Below are 21186 nucleotides of genomic sequence, written 5' to 3' on the forward strand. Positions count from 1 at the left end.
GGTGCTTGCATCACCTACTTGACCCGCTAGCTCGCCTGTCATAGCCTCATCGCATTCACCAGGGGTGTCCCGTCAAGGGGCTGAGATTCTGCTATCGCGCGCAGTGACCCGTTGAACCTGATCCAGTTCATACTGGCGTAGGGACGGTGCAAAACGCTGCGATAATTCTCAAATCCGTAAACCGGATTCCGTGATCGGCGTTCTTCCATCTTTCCGGCTCTAGGACTGGGTCTCCAACCTTGAAACTTGGAGCCTCACGATGAATATTGCCGCCAAAAATCAAAGCCCGACCGTTACCTCGGGCGCATTTCCGGCTTCCACCAAGATCCATGTTGCGGGCAGGGAATATCCCGATCTCCGCGTGCCGATGCGCGAGATCGCGCTTCACCCGACATCCGGCGAGCCGCCAGTCCTAGTCTATGACAGTTCCGGCCCCTATACCGATCCTGCCCATATCGTCGCGATCGACCAAGGCCTTCCGCGCCTGCGCGAAAACTGGGTTCTTTCTCGCGGCGATGTCGCCCGATACGAGGGGCGGCACGTCAAGCCGGAGGATAACGGTTTTGCCACCGGCGAGCGGCTGACGCCCGAGTTCCCCATCCGCAACATGCCGCTCAAGGCGAATGCAGGCCGGGCCGTCACCCAGCTCGCCTATGCCCGCGCAGGCATCATCACGCCCGAAATGGAATTCATCGCCATCCGCGAAAACATCGGCCGGCAGGCTGCGAAGGAAGCCCTGACGCGGGATGGCGAAAGTTTCGGTGCGCATATCCCGGATTACATCACGCCGGAATTCGTACGCCACGAAGTTGCGGAAGGCCGCGCCGTCATTCCGGCAAATATCAACCACCCCGAAAGCGAACCGATGATCATCGGCCGCAATTTTCTGGTGAAGATCAACGCCAATATCGGCAATTCCGCCGTCACCTCGTCGATGGCGGAAGAGGTGGAAAAGATGGTCTGGGCGATCCGCTGGGGCGCCGATACGGTCATGGATCTTTCGACCGGCCGCAACATTCACAATATCCGCGAATGGATCATCCGCAATTCACCGGTGCCGATCGGCACGGTGCCGCTCTATCAGGCGCTGGAAAAGGTCAACGGCATTGCCGAGGATCTCACCTGGGAGGTCTATCGCGATACGCTGATCGAGCAGGCCGAGCAGGGCGTCGATTATTTCACCATCCATGCCGGCGTGCGGCTTTCCTATATCCACCTCACCGTCAATCGCGTCACCGGCATCGTTTCGCGGGGCGGGTCGATCATGGCCAAGTGGTGTCTGCATCATCACCGCGAGAGTTTTCTCTACGAGCATTTCGACGAGATCTGCGACATCGCCCGCGCCTATGACGTGACCTTTTCGCTGGGCGACGGCCTGCGTCCCGGCTCGATTGCCGATGCCAATGATGCCGCGCAGTTCGCCGAACTGGAGACACTCGGAGAACTAACGAAAATCGCCTGGGAAAAGGATTGCCAGGTGATGATCGAAGGCCCCGGCCATGTGCCGATGCACAAGATCAAGGAGAACATGGACAAGCAGCTGAAGACCTGCGGCGAGGCGCCGTTCTATACTCTCGGTCCGCTTACCACCGATATCGCGCCCGGCTACGATCACATCACCTCCGCCATCGGGGCTGCGATGATCGGTTGGTTCGGCACCGCCATGCTCTGCTACGTCACGCCGAAGGAACATCTGGGCCTGCCGGATCGCGATGACGTCAAGACCGGTGTGATCACCTACAAGATAGCAGCCCATGCCGCCGATCTGGCAAAAGGCCATCCGGGGGCGCAGCTGCGCGACGATGCCCTGTCGCGCGCCCGTTTCGAGTTCCGCTGGGAGGACCAGTTCAATCTGTCGCTCGACCCGGATACGGCGCGGAATTTCCACGACGAGACGCTTCCCAAGGACGCACACAAGGTGGCGCATTTCTGCTCCATGTGCGGGCCGAAATTCTGCTCGATGCGGATCTCACACGATATCCGCGCCGAGGCGCAGAAGGAGGGGCTTGAGGCGATGGCGGCGAAATATCGCGATGGTGGTGATCTCTACATGCCGGTGGAAAACCCATTGGCAAATGCCGGGAGTGAGGCCTGATGTCTCTGTTTCTCGTCAAAGGGGCCGGCGTTGCCGGCCTCACGGTGGCTTATGAACTTCTCAGGCGCGGCGAAGATGTCGATATCGTCGATTATCAGGATACGATCGGGCAGGGCGCATCGCATTTCGCCGGCGGCATGCTGGCGCCCTATTGCGAGCGTGAGGCGGCGGAAGAGATCGTGCTGACACTCGGGCTCGATGCCGCCGATTGGTGGGACAGGGCGGTGCCGGGTGCGGTCATTCGCAACGGCACGCTGGTCGTGGCGCAGCCGCGTGACTTGGCCGATCTCACTCGGTTTGCTTCGCGCACACGCGGTCATGTCTGGCTTGGCAGAGACGAAATCGCCGATCTGGAACCGTCGCTTGTCGGCCGGTTCGACAAGGCGCTGTTCTTCGAAGGTGAGGCGCATCTCGATCCGCGCCGGGCATTGGCAGGGCTGGCAAAGGCGATCCGCAACCATGGCGGACAGTTTCACCTCGGCTGGGGACCGCCGCCCAGGAAAAACTATACCGCCGTTCTCGATTGCACCGGCCCGGCAGCCATTCCCCATATTCCGGGCCTACGCGGCGTGCGAGGCGAAATGCTTTATCTGGAGACCCCCGATGTGGCTCTATCGCGTCCGGTCCGGATGCTGCACCCGCGCCATCCGATCTATGTCGTGCCACGCGACGATCACCGCTTCATGGTCGGTGCAACGATGATCGAGACGGAGGATGACGGGCCGATTTCGGCGCGCTCGCTGATGGAATTGCTGAACGCGGCCTATGCGCTGAATCCTGCCTTCGGCGAGGCGCGGGTGGTGGAAACCGGTGTCGGCATCCGTCCTGCCTTTGATGACAACGTTCCGCGGGTGGTGGAAATGGAAGGCGGATTGGCGATTGCCGGCATGCACCGCCACGGCTTTCTGCTGGCGCCGGCCATGGCGAAAAAGGCTGCTGGCCTGCTTTCCAACGGCTATGCCATTCAGAAGGAACTGACCCTATGAACCTCATCGTCAATGGTGAAACTCAGTCCGTGGAGACGCGCACGCTTGCGGAGCTTCTGGCCGCGCTCGAATACGAGGGCGAATGGCTGGCTACCGCCATCAACGGCGATCTCGTCCATCGCGAGGATCGGGCGGATGCGCGTCTCCAGGAGGGAGACCGGATCGAAATCCTGTCGCCCATGCAGGGAGGATGAACCATGCTGAAACTATATGATGCGGAATTGTCATCGCGCCTGCTGCTCGGCACCGCGCGTTATCCGTCACCGGCCATTCTTTCCGACGCGGTCAAGCGTTCCGGTGCAGGCATCGTCACCGTCTCGCTGCGCCGCGAGACATCCGGCGGCAAGACGGGCGGCGCGTTTTTCGAGCTGATCCGCCAACTGGGTGTTCGCATCCTGCCCAACACCGCCGGATGCCACAGCGCATCGGAGGCGGTGCTGACGGCAAAAATGGCGCGGGAAGTGTTCGGCACCAATTGGATCAAGCTCGAAGTCATCGGCCATCACGACAGTCTGCAGCCGGATGTCTTCGAACTGGTCGAGGCTGCGCGCATCCTCACCGACGAAGGATTTGAGGTTTTTCCCTATACGACGGACGATCTGGTCGTCGGCGAAAAGCTGCTGGCCGCGGGCTGCCGGTTGCTTATGCCCTGGTGCGCGCCGATCGGTTCGGCGGCAGGGCCGCGCAATCCATCGGCGCTTGTCGCCATGCGGGCTGCCTTTCCCGAAATCCCGCTGATCGTCGATGCAGGCCTCGGCCGGCCGTCGCACGCGGCCACAGTCATGGAACTGGGTTACGACGCCGTGCTGCTCAACACGGCGGTTGCCGGTGCGAGCGACCCGCCGGCCATGGCCGAGGCTTTCGCCAAGGCGATAGATGCGGGCCGTCTCGCTTACCTTTCCGGCATGCTGGAGCCGCGCGAGATGGCGGTGCCCTCGACTCCGGTCATCGGCAAGGCGGTATTTTCATGAGGCTCGATCCCTTCTACCTCATCGTCGATAGCGCCGATTGTATCGAGCGGCTGGTACCGCTTGGTGTCAAGCTTGTGCAACTGCGCATCAAGGAAACGCCCGACACCGTGTTGCGCGGGGAAATTCGCCGCTCGAAGGCGATATGCTCGGCGCACGGCTGCCAGCTTGTTGTCAACGATTACTGGCAACTGGCGATCGATGAAGGCTGCGATTTCATCCATCTCGGCCAGGAGGATCTGGCGGAAGCCGATCTCGGAGCCATTCGCCGGGCGGAACTGAAGCTTGGGGTCTCCACCCATGATATCGCCGAACTCGATACGGCTCTTTCCGCAAGGCCGGATTATGTCGCGCTCGGCCCCGTCTGGTCGACCATCCTCAAAAAGATGAAATGGCAGCCGCAGGGCGTCGAGCGTGTTGCCGACTGGAAGCGCCGGATCGGCGATCTTCCGCTTGTCGCCATCGGCGGTATTACCGCCGAGCGCGCGCCGCTTGTGCTTGAGCAGGGTGCGGAAAGCGCCGCAGTAGTGACCGATATCCTGCTCAACGAAAACCCGGAAGCACGCACCCTCGAATGGCTGGCGGCGACGGTCGCGTCGCGACAGAAGTTGGAAGTACAGGTCGGATGAAGGTTTCATGACAGGGCCTGTGCATGCGTGTTCCTGTCAAAACCTGTCATGAAAGCGTTATGGGAGGACAGTAGAAACGGCGCCGATTGGTTCGCACTTGCACGGCTGTGCAGTCGCCGATCAGCGCCGCCTCCGGTCATATTTCGATTGAGTTGGCGGTTCCCAATTTTACTCGCCCGACTGAATCGGAGATAAAGATGAAACGCCGTACTTTTATGATGTCCGCAGCCGGAGCCGCCGCCGGTCTTGCTCTGGCTCCGCGCATGAGCTTTGCCGCCAAGGGCCAGATCGACTGGTACACCAGCTCGGACACCAACATTCTCGATTTCTGGACAAACATTGTTAAGCCCGCATTCGAGGCTGCCAATCCGGGCCTCAAGCTCAACCTCGTCGATGCAGGCGATGGTGCCGGCATCATCGCGATCGGCGAGCGCGCAATCGCCGCCAAGCAGACCAATGCCGATCCGCAGGCCGACTATTTCGAATCCGCCGACGCTCTTCTGCCGGCCGGCGCCATCAAGGCCGGCGTTTACACCAACATCGAGGCTGCCGGTCTTTCCAACTATTCTAAGGTCAATCCGCTTGCCATCGAAAGCGAATACAGCCTGCCTTACCGCGGTTCGCAGGTTCTGCTCGCCTATGACACGACCAAGCTGAAGCCGGCCGATGCGCCGAAAACCTGGGACGCGCTCGTCACCTGGATCAAGGCCAATCCGGGCCAGTTCGTCTATAACCGTCCCGACAAGGGCGGTTCGGGCGGCAATTTCGTCCGCCGCGCCATCCATCAGGCAAACGGCCTCGACCCGAAGGCATTCAAGGTCGACAACTATACCCAGGAATTCGGCGACGAAGCGCTCGGCAAGGCCTGGAAGCTTCTGGCCGATATCGCGCCGCATCTTTACGACAAGGGCGCTTACTCCTCCGGCAACACCCAGTCGCTGCAGCTGCTTTCCCAGGGCGTCGTCACCATGATCCCGGTCTGGTCCGACCAGGTTCTGCAGGCGATCGAGCAGGGCGTGCTGCCGGCTGAAACCGGTCTGGTACAGCTTCAGGATCTGGCGCTTTGCGGCGGTTTTACCCGCTCCGTCGTCATCGAGAATGGTGCAAACCACGAAGCTTCGCTGAAGCTTGCCGATTTCATGCTTTCGGAAGAAATGCAGAGCGCCATCCTCACCGAACTCGGCGGCTTCCCGGGCGTTTCCTGGGATCACGTCTCGGCAGACCTGCGCAAGAAGTTCGCCGACATCATTCCGCAGTCGATCCCGACATTCCCGGGCGGCAAGTGGGAAGCAGCCATCAATGACGGCTGGTATCGCCACGTGGCTCCGAACGTCGACCGCAAGTCGTGAGCGAATTCGTCGAAAGAGCGGTTTCGGTATCCACCGAAACCGCAGCAGGCAGGAGGCCCATCGGCCTCCTGCTTGTCGCCATACCCGTCTATCTGGTGATCTGGCTCGTCATCTGGCCTGCCATCAATGCGATCAGCCGCACCATCTGGCGCACCGATGCCGACGGTAGTTCCAGCTTCGACCTGTCGAGCTACGCCTTCTTCTTTTCCGATCGTTACAGCCTCGACAATCTGGCCGTTACGCTCTGGACGACGCTTGTCTGCGCGGTCCTGCTGCTGGTCATCTGCCTGCCGATCGCGCTGTATCTGCGTTTTTCGCATGGCCGGCTGCCGGCCTATGTGCAGGCCCTCGCCATATTGCCGATGTTCGTGCCGTCGATCATCCTGGCCTTCGCCTTCATCCGCGTGCTCGGCCCCAATGGCATGGTAGATATCCTCTTGAATGCAGTCGGACTGCCAAAGATCCGCACGCCCTATCTCACGCCATGGGGGCCGGTCATCGGTCTTGTGTGGGATAATATTCCGCTGACTGTCCTGATCCTGCTTTCGGGTCTCGGCAGTGTCGCCAACCAGTCCATCGAGGCTGCGCGCGATGTCGGTGCCAATACCATCCGGGTTTTCTGGCACATCATCCTGCCGCGCATTTCCAACTCCATCCTCGTGGCGCTTTCCTTTTCGGTGCTCGGTATCTTTTCGTCCTTCACGCTTCCCTATCTGCTCGGTCCGGCTTCGCCGGAAATGCTCGGCCCCTTCATGCAGCGCACCCTGCGCGATGTGCAGGACCCGATCGGCGCCATGACGCAGGCCGTCGTCGCCTTTGGCTTCTGCATCCTGTTCGGGCTCTTCTATGTGCGCTCCGTCGCCAGAAACCGGGGGAAATGAGATGACCTCGCTTACCCTCAAACGCGCGCGCCTCGACTGGTCCGGCATTGCCTTCGCGGTCATTCTGACGCTGGTCATCATCGGGCCGCTCGTCGTCGTTGCTACCTGGGCCTTTACCGAGGTCTGGCGTTATCCCAACATCATCCCGCAGAAATTCGGCTTCCGTTTCTGGGGCCAGACATTGGGTCGCCCCGACGTCTGGAACGCGCTGACGCTGAGCCTCAAGCTCTCGACGGTGGTGACGCTGCTTTCGGCACTGATCTGCTTGCCCGCTGCTTACGCATTCGCGCGCATGAAATTTCCGGGCAGGGATATCCTCTTCTTCTCCTTCCTTGCCGGCCACGCCTTTCCTAAATTCGGCCTGCTGGTGGCGATCGCCGCGATCTTCCTGCAGCTCAATCTCATCGGCACCTTCTGGGGCGTCGTGCTGATCCAGTTGGTCGGCACGCTGATGTTCATGATCTGGATCCCGGTTGCGGCCTTCCAGGCGGTCGATCGGCGCATGGAAGAGGCGGCCCGTGATGTCGGCGCGAGCCCCTTGCGGGTGTTCTGGTCGATCACCCTGCCGCAGGCGGGACCGACCATTTTCGCCGCCGTGCTGTTGAGCTTCGTCGGCACCTTTTATGAAACCGAAGGCGCGTGGCTGATCGGTGCTCCCGGCATTCGCACCATGCCGGTTCTGATGATCAGCTACATCAACAACCAGATGGTCATCCAGTACGGCGCGGTTCTCTCGGTGCTTCTTTGGGTCCCCTCGTTCATCGCCCTCATGTTCGCCCGTCGCGTTATCGGCGGCGGCGCATTTGCCCGCGGTTTCGGCGGTTAGGAAATATCATGTCCGTTCTTCATATCGCTGAGGTCACCAAGACCTTTTCCGGCGGCACCCATGCCGTCAACAGCTTCTCTCTCGATGTCGCCGATGGCGAACTCGTCTGCCTGCTCGGCCCCTCCGGCTCCGGCAAGTCGACGCTTCTGCGCATGGTCGGCGGCTTCGAACAGCCGACCAGCGGCCGCATCACTATCGATGGCGAAGACGTCACCCATCTACCGCCCGAGCGCCGGCCGACCGGCATGGTGTTCCAGAGCCATGCGCTCTGGACCCATATGAACGTCTTCAAAAACCTCGCCTTTGGTCTCAAGCTGCGCCGCATGCCGGCGGCGGAGATCAGAGGAAAGGTCGAGGCCGTGCTCGAACTGGTCGGCCTCGCCGGTTATGGCGACCGCATGACGAACCAGCTTTCCGGCGGCCAGCAGCAGCGCGTGGCGCTTGCCCGCTCGCTGGTGCTTGAACCGAAAATCCTGCTTCTCGACGAGCCTTTTGCCAGCCTCGACCAGCATCTGCGCGAGCGACTGCGGGAAGAAGTGCGCGATATCCAGCAGCGGCTCCGCATCACCACCCTGTTCGTCACCCACGGCCAGGATGAGGCGCTTTCCATGGCCGATCGCATCGTCGTCATGGCGAACGGCAAGACGGAGCAGATCGGCCGCCCCGATGTCGTCTATCGTGATCCGAAGACGCCTTTTGTCGCAGGTTTCATTGGCACGATGAACCTCGTCGAAGGCGAGGTCACAAACGGCCAGTTCGTGCGTTCGGATTTCACCTTGCTGCTGCCGATCGCAGATGGTCCGGCAACGCTTGCCATTCGCCCCGAAGCGCTCGATCTCACTGCCTCGGACACGCCGAAGGCGACAGTGCATCGTGTGACCGATTACGGTTCGCACGGTCTGGTAGACCTTGATCTTGCCGATGGCACGCGGCTGAAGTCGATGGTAGCCCATCCCGATCTTTTCCGGACCGGGCAGGGCGTCGATCTCAAGCCCCGCGCCGTAGCCGCCTATCGCAACAACCAGCAGATTTTCCGGAGCTGACCCGTGAGCGCACCCATCCATCTTGACCGCGATGGCCATCGCACGGCCATCAAGTGGCATCGCGGCCGTCGCCGTATTTCCGATCCGGTCTTTACCGGCGGGCTTATCGTCGAGGCGATGCGGCTTGGTGCAAGCGTCGAAGTCGATCTCGTCGTCCACGGCGATCACGGTTTTGCGGTCCTGCATGACCTGACGCTGGAGCGTGAGACGACCGGTGAGGGCAAGGTGCGCGACACATCTGCCGCCGCCCTGCAAGAGCTGCATCTGCGCGGCAATGACGGCGAGCCTATCACCGACAAGGTTCTGCTGCTGGAAGATCTCTGCGCGCTTCTCGCAAGCGAGGGCGTGCATCCGGATGCGCTGCTGCAGCTCGATTACAAGGAAAATCTTGAGGCGCTGACCCCGCAGGCGATCGCCAATTTCGGAGAAGGTGCCGCGCCGATTGCCGCGTCGCTCATTCTTTCGGGCGGCGATTTCGACGCCATCCAGGCGCTGGCAAAAGCCGCTCCCGACATCGCCACCGGCTACGATCCCTGTTACGGCGAAAGCCTGGCGCGGCTGAAGGCGACGGGCGATTATTCCGGTTTCATCAAACAGGCGGTGAAGACGGCACCCGATGCCCGGATGATCTATCTGGATTACCGCATCGTCCTTGCCGCCGAAGAGGCCGGTTTCGATCTCGTTGCCCCAGTCCACGCAGCCGGCCGCCGCGTCGATGCCTGGACGATCAATCACATCACCCCTGAAACCATCCGCCAGGTCGAGCGCCTGCTCAAGCTCAAAGTCGACCAGATCACCACAGATGACCCGGAAGGGTTAGCCAAGGCATTCAGTTCATGACAGTCAATTACAGCAAGATCCTCGATCACATGGTCGAAACCGCCCGCGAGGCCGGCGCCCTGACGCTCGAGCATTTCAAGCGGTTTCGCGATATCGAGATCGGCATCAAGGGGCCGGGAGATTTCGTCTCGGACGCCGACAAGCAATCCGAAACGCTGATCCGCGAGCGCCTGCTCAGCCAGTATCCCTGGGGCCTGACCGGCGAGGAATTCGCGCCCGTCGAAGGTTCCGACAGCGAACATCGCTGGCTGGTCGATCCGATCGATGGCACGACGAACTTCATCTATGGCCAGCATTACACGATCACCATTTCGCTGCGCCGTGGCAACGAAACGATGTGCGGGCTCGTCTACAATCCAGTTTCCGACGAGATGTTCACCGCCATCAAGGGCGAGGGCGCCTATCTCAACGGTACGCGGCTCAATGTCAGCGCCTCGACCGATGTGGCGCTGATGTGCGTCGGCACCGGCCTTCCAACGCCGAACCTGTCGCTGCATCCGGGGGCCTATCAGCGCCTTGATGAAATCCGCGCGCCGATCGGTGCGGTTCGCATCGTCGGAAGTGCCGCCAATTCCTGCGCCTATGTCGCTTGTGGCAGGCTGACCGGCTATTACGAGGAGACGGGTTTCGTCGATACGGCAGCCGGTATTCTGCTGGTCCAGGAAGCCGGAGGGATCGTCACCGACTGGTGGGGACGCGGCCCGGAAGTCTTTGAAAAGACAGGCACGCTGATCGTCGCCAATCCGGCGACCCATGCCTACCTCATGGAACGCCTGCGCAGCGCACCGCCCAAGGATGCGGCCTGAAGTGAGGATCACTGGATAGCCGTTCACACCCAAGTGTGTGGCTATTCAGCCCAATTTGCCGACAGCCTATTGCCTGTTTGCGAGCTATGATTATCTCCGAAATATGGGAGATAATCTCGAATACACGGGCTCGATGGCACAGGTGAAGTGATGGCTTTGGCGGCTGCCGTCGCGATCCTGTTGGTGGGGTTGCTGTTTCTCTTCAATCGACGCGCCGCCTATCCGGCGCTGGGCCTGGTTGCGATCATCGGCATTACCGTCGCCATCGCAACCGCGCTGCAACCCTCGACACGCCAGAACACCAGAGAAGCGGTGACGGCAAAGGTGTCGGTCGATCCGGCTAACTGCTCTGATCCGTCAAAACCCATCGCGATCGAATTCCTCAACGGCAATCAGGCGGCGGTTCAGCGGGTGTCCTTCAGCCTTCTGGGGCGGGTAAAGGGCCATTCGTCGGTCGCCTATCGCGGCTTTCTTCGGGACGACACGATCATCGAGCCGGGTCAGGCCGCACTGACCTGCCACGGCCTGCTGCCGCTCGGCTTCGCTCCGCCAAGACCCGCGACCATTACTCCCGAGGACTACGACTGGTCCGTCGATATCTCGCTCGTCGATTTTTCGACGCGCTGGTCTCTCCGGACGGAAACCCGGAGAGACCAGTTTCTGGTTCACTCGCCGAACACCGGCACGACCATTCCTTCGCTGCGGAACAGCTGTTCCAGTGCGGTGATGTCGGGGCATTTCGGCGGGTTCTCTAGCAGATCCGCACCGAAATCCGCCTTCGGCAATGCGACGGCCGCCGTTGCAAGCACCGTCGTTCCGGGTGCGATCTCGCCGCGAAGCTGGGGAACCAGTGTCTTGGCATGGATGAGATTGCTGTTGGCAATGGCGCTGATGGCGGTACCGTTGCGCTTCAAGGCCGGCGACAGGTCGAAAATGGCGCTTATATCCGTCTGGCCGTGCCAGACAGCTCGCCCTCCGGATTGTTCGGCACTATCGATATTGAAATCGGCCCGCGGGATGGCAAAGCCTCCTTCGCTTGTCTGCAGCGGGCGCGGTGTGACGATCCGGTGCAGGCGAATGTGCCAGGGATTGGCCGGCAGCAGCCAGGTCTCGACCGTGACATCACCCCATGGTTTCCAGCGGGAATAAAGCTTGTCGCCGGCAATCAATGCCTCTTCCAGCGTTTCACGCATGCGGAAATGCACGCCATCGTCGGAAATGCCCAGCATGCCGTCGAAGCTTGCGGCGACAAAATGCCGGTCGTTGAGTTCGATGTTGAAGCCGTAACGGGTCGAATAGACGAATTTCGAATATTTCTCGTTGGCGCCGAGCATCCTGTCATGGCTCTGGCCGGACGAGAGGATGACCGTGTTGCCCGTCGTATGCATCGCCACCATGCCGGCTTCCTTCAGCGGCACCGGATCGGTAAATTCGGGCGCATCGGTTTCTTCCGCCGCCCAGAACGGATCATCGGCGGAAAGCGCCAGCGGCAGGAAGAATTTCAGCGCCCAATAGGGAGATCCGGCCGAGTTATAGCTCTCGCTCATCATCAGGTTCGGATAGCCGTAGCCGATGGAAAGCACACCGTCGCGCTCGGTGATCGGCAGCTCGGACCACCAGCGGATATGGCGCATGTAATAGCCCTTGATCTCGCTCCAGGGCAGCGCCTCGACACCGGCAAAGGCAAGCGCCCCCCAGATGCCGCCGCAGGCAAAACGATAGGTCTGGCTGCGGCCGAAGGCGAGGCTCGCGCCGTCGGGCCCGAACCAGTGGCGGATATCCTTGGCAAATACATGTGCCCGCTCGCGATAGGCGGCAGCGCGTTTGGTATCGTGCTTGGCAATGACCGAATAGATCAGCGCATAGAAATGCAGGGCGAAGGGCACGTAATGATCAGCGCGCTTTACCGGCCCGTCGCGATACCAGCCTTCGCCAAGCCGGAAGGCTTCCACTTCATCGAGATATTTTTCCGTCAGCGAGCGGTCGAAATCGATACCGGCGCGTGTTAGCCCGAGATCGATCAGAACGCGGAAGAATTTCCAGTTATTGTCGACGAATTCCTTGTCGCGCGCCGAAATCAGATAGGCGGCAATCGTCTTCTTCTGTGTCTCGCTCAAAGGCTCCCAGATGAACTGTGGCACCATGGCGATGGCAAAGCCGATCGCTGCAAGTTCCACCTGCCGCTGGTCTGTGCGGGAAACATCGCCCCAATATTCCGGGTGGGAGGGATCCGTGCCGTTTGCCAGACCGCGCCGATAAAGCTCCCAATGTGGAAAGTCATATCCGCCTGCGGCGAGCGGCACGATGCCCCAGAGCGGTCGGGCAAAACCTTCTAGATCGGCCGCAGTGCGATCGAAATGGGCGCCGGTGGCGCTAAGGCGCACGCGTGCTCCACCCTCGGAAAAGTAGGGAAGCAGCGGCTTGAACAGATCCATCACCGCTTTCGCGATGTCATCGCGCGTCTTGAGGGGATTGCCATGAAGCGGATTGGCGCGGGCGGGATCGTAGATCATCGGTCTTCCATTCAATCGGGCATGTGTTCGGGCAAAAGAAAACCCCGCGGCAACCAAGGTCACCGCGGGGGCAGGGAGTGTTACTTGATGGCCTTCACGCCATCGGTCATTTCCTTCAGACCGTCGTCGATCGAGATATTGTCGGTCATCAACGAGTCATGCGCACGGTTGAGGATGACCTCGATACGGGCTGCATTCGGCGTCACGGCCATTTCCAGATAGGACTTGCCGGGTTCCAACGCCGCCTTGCTGGTCGCGTCCTGCGGGAAGCCGTCGAGCGAGGCGATCTTGGCCGTCACTTCCGGCGTACGCACCGTCGGGATCGTGCCGGTCGATGCGATGATCGAGGCGCCTTCCGCACTTGTGACGAACTTGATGAAATCGAGAACGGCTTCCTTGTGGGTGGAATTGCTGTTCACCGAAAGGCCGGAGATCTGTGCTGCGGTCGTGCCGGCAACAACACCTTCCGGATGCGGGAACTTGACGATACCCCAGTTCTTGCTCTTCGATTCACCCGACTTGACCTTGGCGATCTGCGTGCCGACGAACCATGTGCCCATCGGCAGCATGCCGATCGTGCCGTTGAAGAACGGACCCGAATAATGGGTGTTCGAGGTCTTCAGCGTTGCATAGGACGGGACGACGCCGTCCTTCTGCAGTTTGAGCGCCCGCTCGTACCAGGGCTTCAGGAATGAATAATCCGGGCCAGCCAGCGTGTTCTTGCCGTCTTGAATACCGGCCAGTTGAACCGTGGAGCGCCAGGTATGCAGAAGCGCACCATAGGTCTTGTTGACACCCATGCCGCCGGCGAGCTTGGTTGCCGTCTCGTCGAACTGTGCCCAGGTCATGTCATTGGTCGGGTAGGGCACGCCGGCTTTGTCAAAGATGTCCTTGTTATAATAGACGACCCAGAAGTCCGAGCGGAACGGCAGCGAATAGATCTTGCCGTCTACCGTCATTTCTTCGGCCAGACCGCCGAAGGAGGCCGGGTCGATATTGGCTTCCTTCATGTAGGCCGAAAGATCCATGATCGAACCAGCGCGGATGAGGTTCGTGTAATTCGGCACGTCCTTGACAGTGACGATGTCGATGTCCTTCGAACCGCCAGCGAGCTGCGTGGCGATCATCTGCTGATAGTCCTGCGAGCCGAGGTCGATATGCTCGAACTTCACATTGGGTTTCTTGGCCTGATAGGCTTCGATCAGCGGCTTGTAATAGGCAACCTTGTCCCAGTCCCACAGCGCCCAGCGCAGCGTGACGGCGTCACCGGATTGCGCGAGCGCCGCACCTGCGGTGGAAGCCGCAAGGGCCAGGCCCGCCAGAGCGAGCTTCATGCCTCTCCCGAAAGTCTCCAAATACATCCTGTTTCTCCTTCCCTGGATTGTCTCTGGTTCAGATATGCTTTGCGGCTGCCGCCTCTGTTTGAAGGTTGGGCTGTGTCGCAACAGGCAGGGCAAGCACCATCACGGCCGCTCTGTGCGCGGCAAAGGCGATGGCAAACATGCCGAGAGAAAAATTGAGTGTGGCCGGCATGAACACCGACACCGGATAAAATGCGATATGGGCAAGCCACAGGCCCGCCACGAAAAACAGCGCTGCCATCACCGGCAGTGGCCGGATGATCGAAGCGACAGCCGAAAGCTGCAGCAGTTTTTTGGCGGGTATATCGCGCATCACCATCAGGACCAGCAGATGGCATGCGGTGATGCAGAGGAAGAGGGTGACGACGAAAGCGATTGCCAGCGGCACTGCCATCATCAGATTTTCCCGCGCTGCCGATGCGTATGTGGCAACGGCATAACCACCGAGGCCGATGGCTGTAGCAAACAGCAGGCCCCAGATCGTTGCACGCCAGAAATAGCGGCGCAGCGCCTCGAGAAAATCGCGCAGCAGATAGGTGTTACGGTCCTCGACAAAGGCGACGCAGACAAAGGCCATGGCTGCGAGTGCGGCCGGCAGCGGAATGATAAAAAGGGCAGCCAGAATGAACAGGATGTTCAGCTTGACCATCTCCCACCATTCACGGGCAAATGTCTGGCCGAAAAGGGCAAGGCCGGTCTTTTGCGGCGCATTCTTCGGAATGCCCGGCCCTTCCTTCGTCCACATGTCCCGCAGCCACTGCATGGCCTTCCTCCAGACTCGATCTCCTCAATAGAGGATCGAGCGTTCCGTTTCCTTGTCGAACAGCTGCATATTGGTCGTATCGACAACCAGCTTTGCCGTTTCGCCCGTCTTCGCCTTGAAGCGCGGCGAGACACGAACGGTCATCGCCTTGTTTCCGGCGGTGATGTTGAGATGAATCTCGGACCCCATCGGTTCTGCAAGATCGACCACGGCGTCGAACGGCGCGATATTGTCCGGGTTGATGTCGCCCGGCGCCAGTTCGTGAAAGTTTTCCGGGCGAATGCCGACGATGACTTCCTTGCCTTCATAAGGGGCGATGCGGGCCTTGTCGAAGCTTGCCGGGATAGGCAGCACGCGGCCATCGAACACGGCGACATAACCTTCGCCGCGCTTCTCGATCTTCGAAGGCAGCATGTTCATCTGCGGTGCACCGATGAAGCCGGCCACGAACATGTTGATCGGGCGGTCGTAGAGGTTCTGCGGCGTATCGACCTGCTGGATATGGCCGTCGGCCATGACGACGATACGGTCGGCCATGGTCATAGCCTCGATCTGGTCGTGGGTCACATAGATGAAGGTCGAGTTCAGCCGCTTGTGCAGCTTGGTGATCTCGGCGCGCATCGTGCCGCGCAGTTTTGCGTCGAGGTTGGAGAGCGGCTCGTCGAGCAGGAACACTTCGGGATTGCGCACCATGGCGCGGCCCAGCGCCACGCGCTGCCGCTGTCCGCCGGAAAGCGCCTTGGGCTTGCGGTTCAGAAGATGCGTGATGTCGAGGATTTTTGCCGCTTCCTGCACCTTCTGGTCGATGACCTCACGCGAGGCTTTCCTGAGCTGAAGGCCGAACGCCATGTTCTTGTAGACCGTCATATGCGGGTAAAGCGCATAATTCTGGAACACCATGGCGATGTCGCGGTCCTTGGACGGCACGTCGTTGACCACATCGCCACCGATGATCAGTTCGCCGCCGGAGATTTCCTCGAGACCTGCGATCATGCGCAGCGTCGTGGATTTGCCGCAACCGGACGGGCCGACCAGAATGATGAATTCCTTGTCGGCGATTTCCAGATCGATGTCATGAACAACGGTCAGTGCACCGTAGGTCTTGTTCAATTTCTTCAGTGAAATGCTGGCCATCGGTTTACTCTCTCACCAGTATGAAGACCACGAACGCGACAGACGCGTCAGGGCTTCCATGTAATAATAGTCACCCCAGGACACGCACTCGTCGACGCCTTCGCCGCGGCAGGTGTTGTAGGGAGATTTTTTGGAATAGGTGCCGTGCAGGACCAACCCGTTCGAAATCGCGGGATCTTTCACGGCGTAATGATCGGCAAGGCTTTTGATCATCCGGCGGGCGAGATCGCGGTAACGATCGGCCGCCTCGCCACCGACAAGATCCGCCATTTCCAGAAGACCGCAGGCAACGATCGAGGCCGCCGACGTGTCGCGCGGTTCGTTGTCGCCGTCGGAAAACACCATGTCCCAATAGGGCACCATGTCCGCCGGAAGCTTGTTCAGATAGAAAGCCAGAAGCCGGTCGAACGTGTCGCGATATTCGTCGATGCGCTCGTAACGATAGGAAAACGCCATGCCGGCTACGCCCCAGGCCTGACCGCGCGCCCAGAAACTGTCGTCTGCATAACCCTGTTTGGTGGCGCCGCGCACCGGCGCGCCGGTCACCGGGTCCATATAGAATGTGTGGTAAGTGGAATCATCCGGCCGCACAGAGTTTTTCAGTGTCGTGCGAGCATGGATCAGCGCGATATCGCGGTATTTCTGGTCGCCGGTCTGTTCGGTTGCCCAATAGAGCAGCGGCAGGTTCAGCAGGCAATCGATGATGTAGCGGTATTCCTCCGACACGCCCTTGCGGCCCCAGGCCTGAATGAACTGGCCGATCGGCTGGTAACGCTCGATCAGCTGGTCGGCGGCCAGCAGCGCTGCCTTGCGACCATCCTCATCCCCCACCAGTTTCCATGCGGCGATGCAGGAAGGCGAGTAGAGGAAGCCCATGTCGTGGTGGTCGGTTTCGATGCGGTTTTCGATCCGGTGCAGAAAGCTCTGCACCTGGATCTGCGCCGCATACTGAAAGGTCTTGTCGCCGGTATGCTCGAAGGCCAGCCAGATTTCGCCCGGCCAGAAACCGGCAGTCCACTGGTTGTTGGCAACGGGCGGGTAGAAATTGTTCACGCTCGAATGGTTCTGGGCGCTGTAGGTAAATTCCGTCAGATTGCGACGGATCTGCGCCACAGCGACGTCGAGAGCAGCTTTCACCTCTTCATCGGTAATCGGCTGCGGAGCGATGGAGGAAACGGCATTCATGAACTTAACCCTTCAGACCGGAGGATGCGACGCCTTCGACGAAGAAGCGTTGCAGCGACAGGAAGACGATCAGGACCGGGATCAGCGCCACCACGGAGGCGGCCATGATCAGCCCGTATTCGGCCGAATATTGCGAGATGAACATGCGCAGGCCGATCTGGATGGTCTTCAACTCGGTCTTGGTCAGGTAGATCATCGGCCCCAGAAAATCGTTCCAGGTGGTGACGAAGGTGAAGATCGTCAGCGTGGAAAGTGCCGGCTTGGAGAGCGGCAGCATGATCTTAGCCCAGATCTGGTATTCGTTCATGCCGTCGATACGGGCTGCTTCGCAAAGCTCGGTCGGGATCGACATGTAGAACTGGCGCATCAGGAACACGCCGAAGGCGGTGAAGGCCTGAAGGCAGATCAGCGCCAGGTGCGTGTTGTTGAGGCCGAACTCCCGCATCAGCAGGAACTGCGGCACCATGTAGACCTGCCATGGCATGGCGATGGTGGCGATATAGCCCAGGAACAGCGCGTTCTTGTAGGGGAAGTCCAGCTTGGCAAAGGCATAGGCCGCGAAGCTTGAGGTGAACAGCTGCATCAGCGTGACGATGATCGTCAGCTTGGATGTGTTGTAGATGAACAGCGCCAGCGGAATCTTAGTCCAGATATCGACGTAGTTCTGCCACTGCGGGTTGGACGGGATCCATTCGATCGGGAAGACGAAGACTTCGCTGCTCAGTTTCAGCGAGGCCGACAGCATCCAGGCGAAGGGAAGCAGCATGATTATGGTGATCAGGATCACCGTCATATAGATGGCGGCGAGTTTCCCGGTGAGTTTCTGGCCGGCAATACGCATGGCTCAGTCCTCCTTCTGGCGGCGGAACTGGATGACGGTGATACCCAGCACGAGGAAGAACAGGACGAGCGCGATCATGCTGGAATAACCGAGATCCCAGGAGACGAATGCCTCGTTATAGATGTGATAGACGAGTACGAGGGTCGAGGTGCCGGGACCGCCCTGCGTGATCATGTAGATCTGGTCGAACACCTTGAATGACTGGATGGTCAGCATCACGGTGACGAAGAAGGTCGTCGGGCCCAGCTGCGGCACGGTGACATAAAGGAATTTCTGCCAGGCATTGGCGCCATCGAGATCGGCGGCCTCATAGAGCTCGGAATTGATGCCCTGCAGGCCGGCCAGATAGATGACCATGAAATAGCCCATGCTCTTCCACACGCCGAACAGGATCACGGTGACCATCGCCCAGTGGCGGTCGGCGGCCCAGCCTGGCATATCCTTCGGGTCAAGCCCGAGCGTGTAGAGAAGCATGTTCACCGGCCCCATTTCGGGGTTGAAGATCATGTTCCAGACGACTGCCACAGCTACCAGCGAGGCGACGTAGGGGAAAAACATCGCGGTGCGGAAAAAGTCGCGACCGAGGATTTTCTGGTTCAGAAGGATGGCAAGGCCGAGCGCGCAGGCAAGCGTCGCTGGCACTGAGACCACCGTATAGATGATCGTGTTCCAAAAGGCGGCGATAAACGCCTTGTCCTCGAAAAGTCGCCAGAAATTGTCGAGGCCAGCAAAGGTCATGGCATTGCTGCCGTCCCAGTGCATGAAGGCCAGCACGAAGGCGAACAGAATCGGGCCAAGCGTGAAGACGGCAAAGCCTAGGAAATTCGGGGCAATGAAGGAATAGGCGACGAGCGCGTCCTGCGCCCTGCGACGACGTCTGGACACGACCTTGCGTCGTCTCGTCACGATCGGCGTGTCGCCGGCGGCAAAGGTAGAGTTAGCCATCATACTCCTCCGAGAAAAGATGCCGCAGACAACGCTTCTTCGTGAGCCTATCCGCAGATGCACGGCAAAAAATTGATCTGCCTTCCGTGCCTCCTCCCACGATCGACATATCATATCCACGACATTGGTCAAACAACTTCTAAATGGATAATATGAATTCTGTAGAAAAGCCAAAATACATATGATAGGCGATGTCTCACGCAGTTTTGATGGCAGGAGGAAACGATGTTTCGCGAGGCTGCAGCGCACATCCCTTCGGTTTTCCCAGAGTTTCTCCCCGGTGCTCGATTTGATGATCGAAATGCATGGCGGGGCGTCGCCGATGAATTGAAGGCGCATGTGCTCAATGATGCCGAAGCGGCATCCGGTCGCAGATGGTCGGTGATCAGGGCCGAGGACTACCGGCAATTCTCGATTACCGGCAACAGGGCGGATTTCGAGGCGCTGTATTTCTCCCGTCGGCGGATGCTGAACGATCTTGTGCTTGGCGAACTGGTCGAGGGCGCAGGCCGCTTTTTGCCGTCGATCGTCGATGGCGTCATGTTGATCTGTGAGGAAAGCGGCTGGCAGCTTCCGGCGCATAATTCCTATGAGCGCGGCGGCGTGCGCCATGCCTTGCCGGATGTCGAGCGTCCGGTCATCGATCTTTTCGCCGCCGAAACCGGTGCTTTGCTCGCCACCGTGGCCGCTCTCCTCGGCGGGCCGCTGGATGAGGTCAGCCCCATCGTCCGACGCCGCATCGAACATGAAGTGCATGTTCGAATTCTCGCCCCCTATCTCGGGACTCATTTTTGGTGGATGGGCAACGGTGCGGAGCGCATGAACAACTGGACGGCCTGGATTACCCAGAACGTTCTCCTCGCGACCTTCAGTCTCGATACCGATGATCAATTGAAGCGCCGTGTCGTGGAAAAAGCGCTCGGCAGCCTCGATTGCTTCATCAAGGATTATGCGGAAGACGGCGCCTGCGAGGAGGGCGTGGTCTATTACCGGCACGCCGCTCTTTGCATGTTCGGCGCCATGACGATCCTGGATACGGTCGCGCCCGGCTCCATGTTGTTGCTTTGGGGTGCACCGAAGATCCGCAACATGGCGGAATACATACTCCATATGCATGTGGACGGCCGCTATTATTTCAATTTCGCCGATTCCGCTGCCGTCATAGATCCCTGCACAGCTCGCGAATATCTGTTCGGCAAGGCTGTCGGATCGGATGCGCTTGCGGACTTTGCAGCAAGGGATCGCGCAACAAGCGTAGCGCCGCATCTGCCGGAAGAATGGAACCTCTGGTATCGCGTTCAGGAGCTGTTGACCAATGTGGCCAGACCTGATGCATCGGCGCAGCCTGCTGGCGATGCCGCCTATCCCGGTATCGGACTGTATATTGCCCGCGACGATCGTTTTGCGCTTGCGGTCAAGGGCGGAAATAATGGCGAAAGCCACAATCACAACGATGTCGGCAGCGTCACACTCTACAAGGACGGTCAGCCGTTCCTGATCGATGTCGGTGTCGAGACCTATACGGCGAGGACGTTTTCGTCCTGGCGTTACGAGATCTGGACGATGCAGTCCGCCTTCCACAATCTTCCGACATTCGGTGGTGTTATGCAGTCGGACGGTGCGGCCTTTGCCGCGCGCGACATGCAGGCGGAATTTTCGGCCGAAGTTGCGGAGATCTCGCTCGATATCGCCGCTGCCTATCCGCAAGAGGCAAGGCTGCGCGCCTATCGCCGCAAGGTTTCCCTGCGCCGCGGCCATGGTGTGGAGATCGCCGATGTCCACGATGGAGACTTGCCCGCTGTCCTGTCGCTGATGACCTGCGATGAGCCGGTTCTTCGTGGCGATTCGGTTCATGTGGGCGAATTGGGCCGCATCGAGATCGAGGGAGGCGGAGAAGTCGAGATCGAGGCGATCGAGATCGACGATGCTCGCCTGGCGATTTCATGGCCCTCGAAAATTTATCGGCTGCGCATTCCGCTTATCGGCAAGCAGCTGAAATTGCAGATCGTCTGAGGAGGACG

Annotated in this window: 20 protein-coding genes and 1 riboswitch; of the genes, 12 read left to right on the forward strand and 8 right to left on the reverse strand. The window is 59.8% G+C overall.

Going from position 1 to position 21186, the window contains the following annotated elements:
* The first annotated feature begins 50 nt into the window (after positions 1-50).
* Positions 51-162, forward strand: a riboswitch (TPP riboswitch).
* Positions 163-259: 97 nt separating this feature from the next.
* From thiC to JZX87_RS15870, 11 genes are all read left to right on the forward strand, one after another.
* Positions 260-2095 (forward strand): phosphomethylpyrimidine synthase ThiC, encoded by a 1836-nt coding sequence (gene thiC, locus JZX87_RS15820; protein WP_206826685.1) that lies wholly within the window; start codon positions 260-262, stop codon positions 2093-2095.
* A complete protein-coding gene (gene thiO / locus JZX87_RS15825; RefSeq protein WP_206826686.1) occupies positions 2095-3081 on the forward strand; it encodes a glycine oxidase ThiO in 987 nt (328 codons plus the stop codon). Before thiC ends, thiO begins: the two co-directional genes overlap by 1 nt.
* Positions 3078-3275, forward strand: coding sequence for a sulfur carrier protein ThiS (gene thiS / locus JZX87_RS15830; protein WP_206826687.1), 198 nt, complete (start codon positions 3078-3080; stop codon positions 3273-3275). The genes thiO and thiS overlap by 4 nt, the downstream gene beginning before the upstream one ends.
* 3 nt (positions 3276-3278) lie before the next feature.
* The gene (locus JZX87_RS15835) at positions 3279-4052 is read left to right on the forward strand and encodes a thiazole synthase (RefSeq protein ID WP_206826688.1); all 774 of its coding nucleotides are present in this window, start codon (positions 3279-3281) and stop codon (positions 4050-4052) included.
* Positions 4049-4678, forward strand: coding sequence for a thiamine phosphate synthase (locus JZX87_RS15840; RefSeq protein ID WP_206826689.1), 630 nt, complete (start codon positions 4049-4051; stop codon positions 4676-4678). The genes JZX87_RS15835 and JZX87_RS15840 overlap by 4 nt, the downstream gene beginning before the upstream one ends.
* 197 nt (positions 4679-4875) lie before the next feature.
* On the forward strand, positions 4876-6027 hold the full coding sequence (locus JZX87_RS15845; RefSeq protein WP_206826690.1) for an extracellular solute-binding protein: 1152 nt from the start codon (positions 4876-4878) through the stop codon (positions 6025-6027).
* A gap of 59 nt (positions 6028-6086) precedes the next feature.
* Positions 6087-6908 (forward strand): ABC transporter permease, encoded by an 822-nt coding sequence (locus JZX87_RS15850; protein WP_353654203.1) that lies wholly within the window; start codon positions 6087-6089, stop codon positions 6906-6908.
* A gap of 1 nt (position 6909) precedes the next feature.
* On the forward strand, positions 6910-7734 hold the full coding sequence (locus JZX87_RS15855; protein ID WP_206826693.1) for an ABC transporter permease: 825 nt from the start codon (positions 6910-6912) through the stop codon (positions 7732-7734).
* A gap of 8 nt (positions 7735-7742) precedes the next feature.
* Positions 7743-8777 (forward strand): ABC transporter ATP-binding protein, encoded by a 1035-nt coding sequence (locus tag JZX87_RS15860; RefSeq protein ID WP_206826694.1) that lies wholly within the window; start codon positions 7743-7745, stop codon positions 8775-8777.
* A 3-nt stretch (positions 8778-8780) separates the two neighbouring features.
* Complete coding sequence (locus JZX87_RS15865; RefSeq protein WP_206826695.1) at positions 8781-9617, forward strand: glycerophosphodiester phosphodiesterase; 837 nt, start codon at positions 8781-8783, stop codon at positions 9615-9617.
* The gene (locus JZX87_RS15870; RefSeq protein ID WP_206826696.1) at positions 9614-10423 is read left to right on the forward strand and encodes an inositol monophosphatase family protein; all 810 of its coding nucleotides are present in this window, start codon (positions 9614-9616) and stop codon (positions 10421-10423) included. Before JZX87_RS15865 ends, JZX87_RS15870 begins: the two co-directional genes overlap by 4 nt.
* A 357-nt stretch (positions 10424-10780) precedes the next feature.
* Here JZX87_RS15870 and JZX87_RS15875 read toward each other — a convergent pair whose 3' ends face one another.
* The 8 genes from JZX87_RS15875 to JZX87_RS15910 all read right to left on the reverse strand — a co-directional run bounded on the left by JZX87_RS15875 (position 10781) and on the right by JZX87_RS15910 (position 19168).
* Positions 10781-11092, reverse strand: a complete 312-nt coding sequence (locus JZX87_RS15875) for a hypothetical protein (RefSeq protein ID WP_206826697.1) — start codon at positions 11090-11092, stop codon at positions 10781-10783.
* Positions 11089-12936 (reverse strand): DUF2264 domain-containing protein, encoded by a 1848-nt coding sequence (locus tag JZX87_RS15880; RefSeq protein WP_206826698.1) that lies wholly within the window; start codon positions 12934-12936, stop codon positions 11089-11091. Before JZX87_RS15880 ends, JZX87_RS15875 begins: the two co-directional genes overlap by 4 nt.
* Before the next feature lie 80 nt (positions 12937-13016).
* The gene (locus JZX87_RS15885) at positions 13017-14297 is read right to left on the reverse strand and encodes an ABC transporter substrate-binding protein (RefSeq protein ID WP_183685625.1); all 1281 of its coding nucleotides are present in this window, start codon (positions 14295-14297) and stop codon (positions 13017-13019) included.
* Between the two features lie 31 nt (positions 14298-14328).
* On the reverse strand, positions 14329-15060 hold the full coding sequence (locus JZX87_RS15890; protein WP_206826699.1) for a DUF624 domain-containing protein: 732 nt from the start codon (positions 15058-15060) through the stop codon (positions 14329-14331).
* Positions 15061-15084: 24 nt separating this feature from the next.
* Positions 15085-16194, reverse strand: a complete 1110-nt coding sequence (locus tag JZX87_RS15895) for an ABC transporter ATP-binding protein (RefSeq protein ID WP_148146979.1) — start codon at positions 16192-16194, stop codon at positions 15085-15087.
* A gap of 12 nt (positions 16195-16206) precedes the next feature.
* The gene (locus JZX87_RS15900) at positions 16207-17379 is read right to left on the reverse strand and encodes a glycoside hydrolase family 88 protein (protein WP_206826700.1); all 1173 of its coding nucleotides are present in this window, start codon (positions 17377-17379) and stop codon (positions 16207-16209) included.
* A gap of 4 nt (positions 17380-17383) precedes the next feature.
* The gene (locus tag JZX87_RS15905) at positions 17384-18220 is read right to left on the reverse strand and encodes a carbohydrate ABC transporter permease (protein WP_148146983.1); all 837 of its coding nucleotides are present in this window, start codon (positions 18218-18220) and stop codon (positions 17384-17386) included.
* Between the two features lie 3 nt (positions 18221-18223).
* Positions 18224-19168 carry a carbohydrate ABC transporter permease gene (locus JZX87_RS15910; RefSeq protein ID WP_404945559.1) on the reverse strand — a complete coding sequence of 315 codons (945 nt, stop codon included), beginning with the start codon at positions 19166-19168 and terminating at the stop codon, positions 18224-18226.
* A 222-nt stretch (positions 19169-19390) separates the two neighbouring features.
* Between JZX87_RS15910 and JZX87_RS15915 the strand changes: the two genes are divergently transcribed.
* Positions 19391-21178: a heparinase II/III domain-containing protein gene (locus tag JZX87_RS15915; RefSeq protein WP_206826703.1), complete on the forward strand. Its 1788-nt coding sequence runs from the start codon at positions 19391-19393 to the stop codon at positions 21176-21178.
* Positions 21179-21186 lie beyond the last annotated feature (8 nt).

Source organism: Agrobacterium sp. Ap1, assembly GCF_017313375.1.
Lineage (GTDB): Bacteria > Pseudomonadota > Alphaproteobacteria > Rhizobiales > Rhizobiaceae > Neorhizobium > Neorhizobium cellulosilyticum.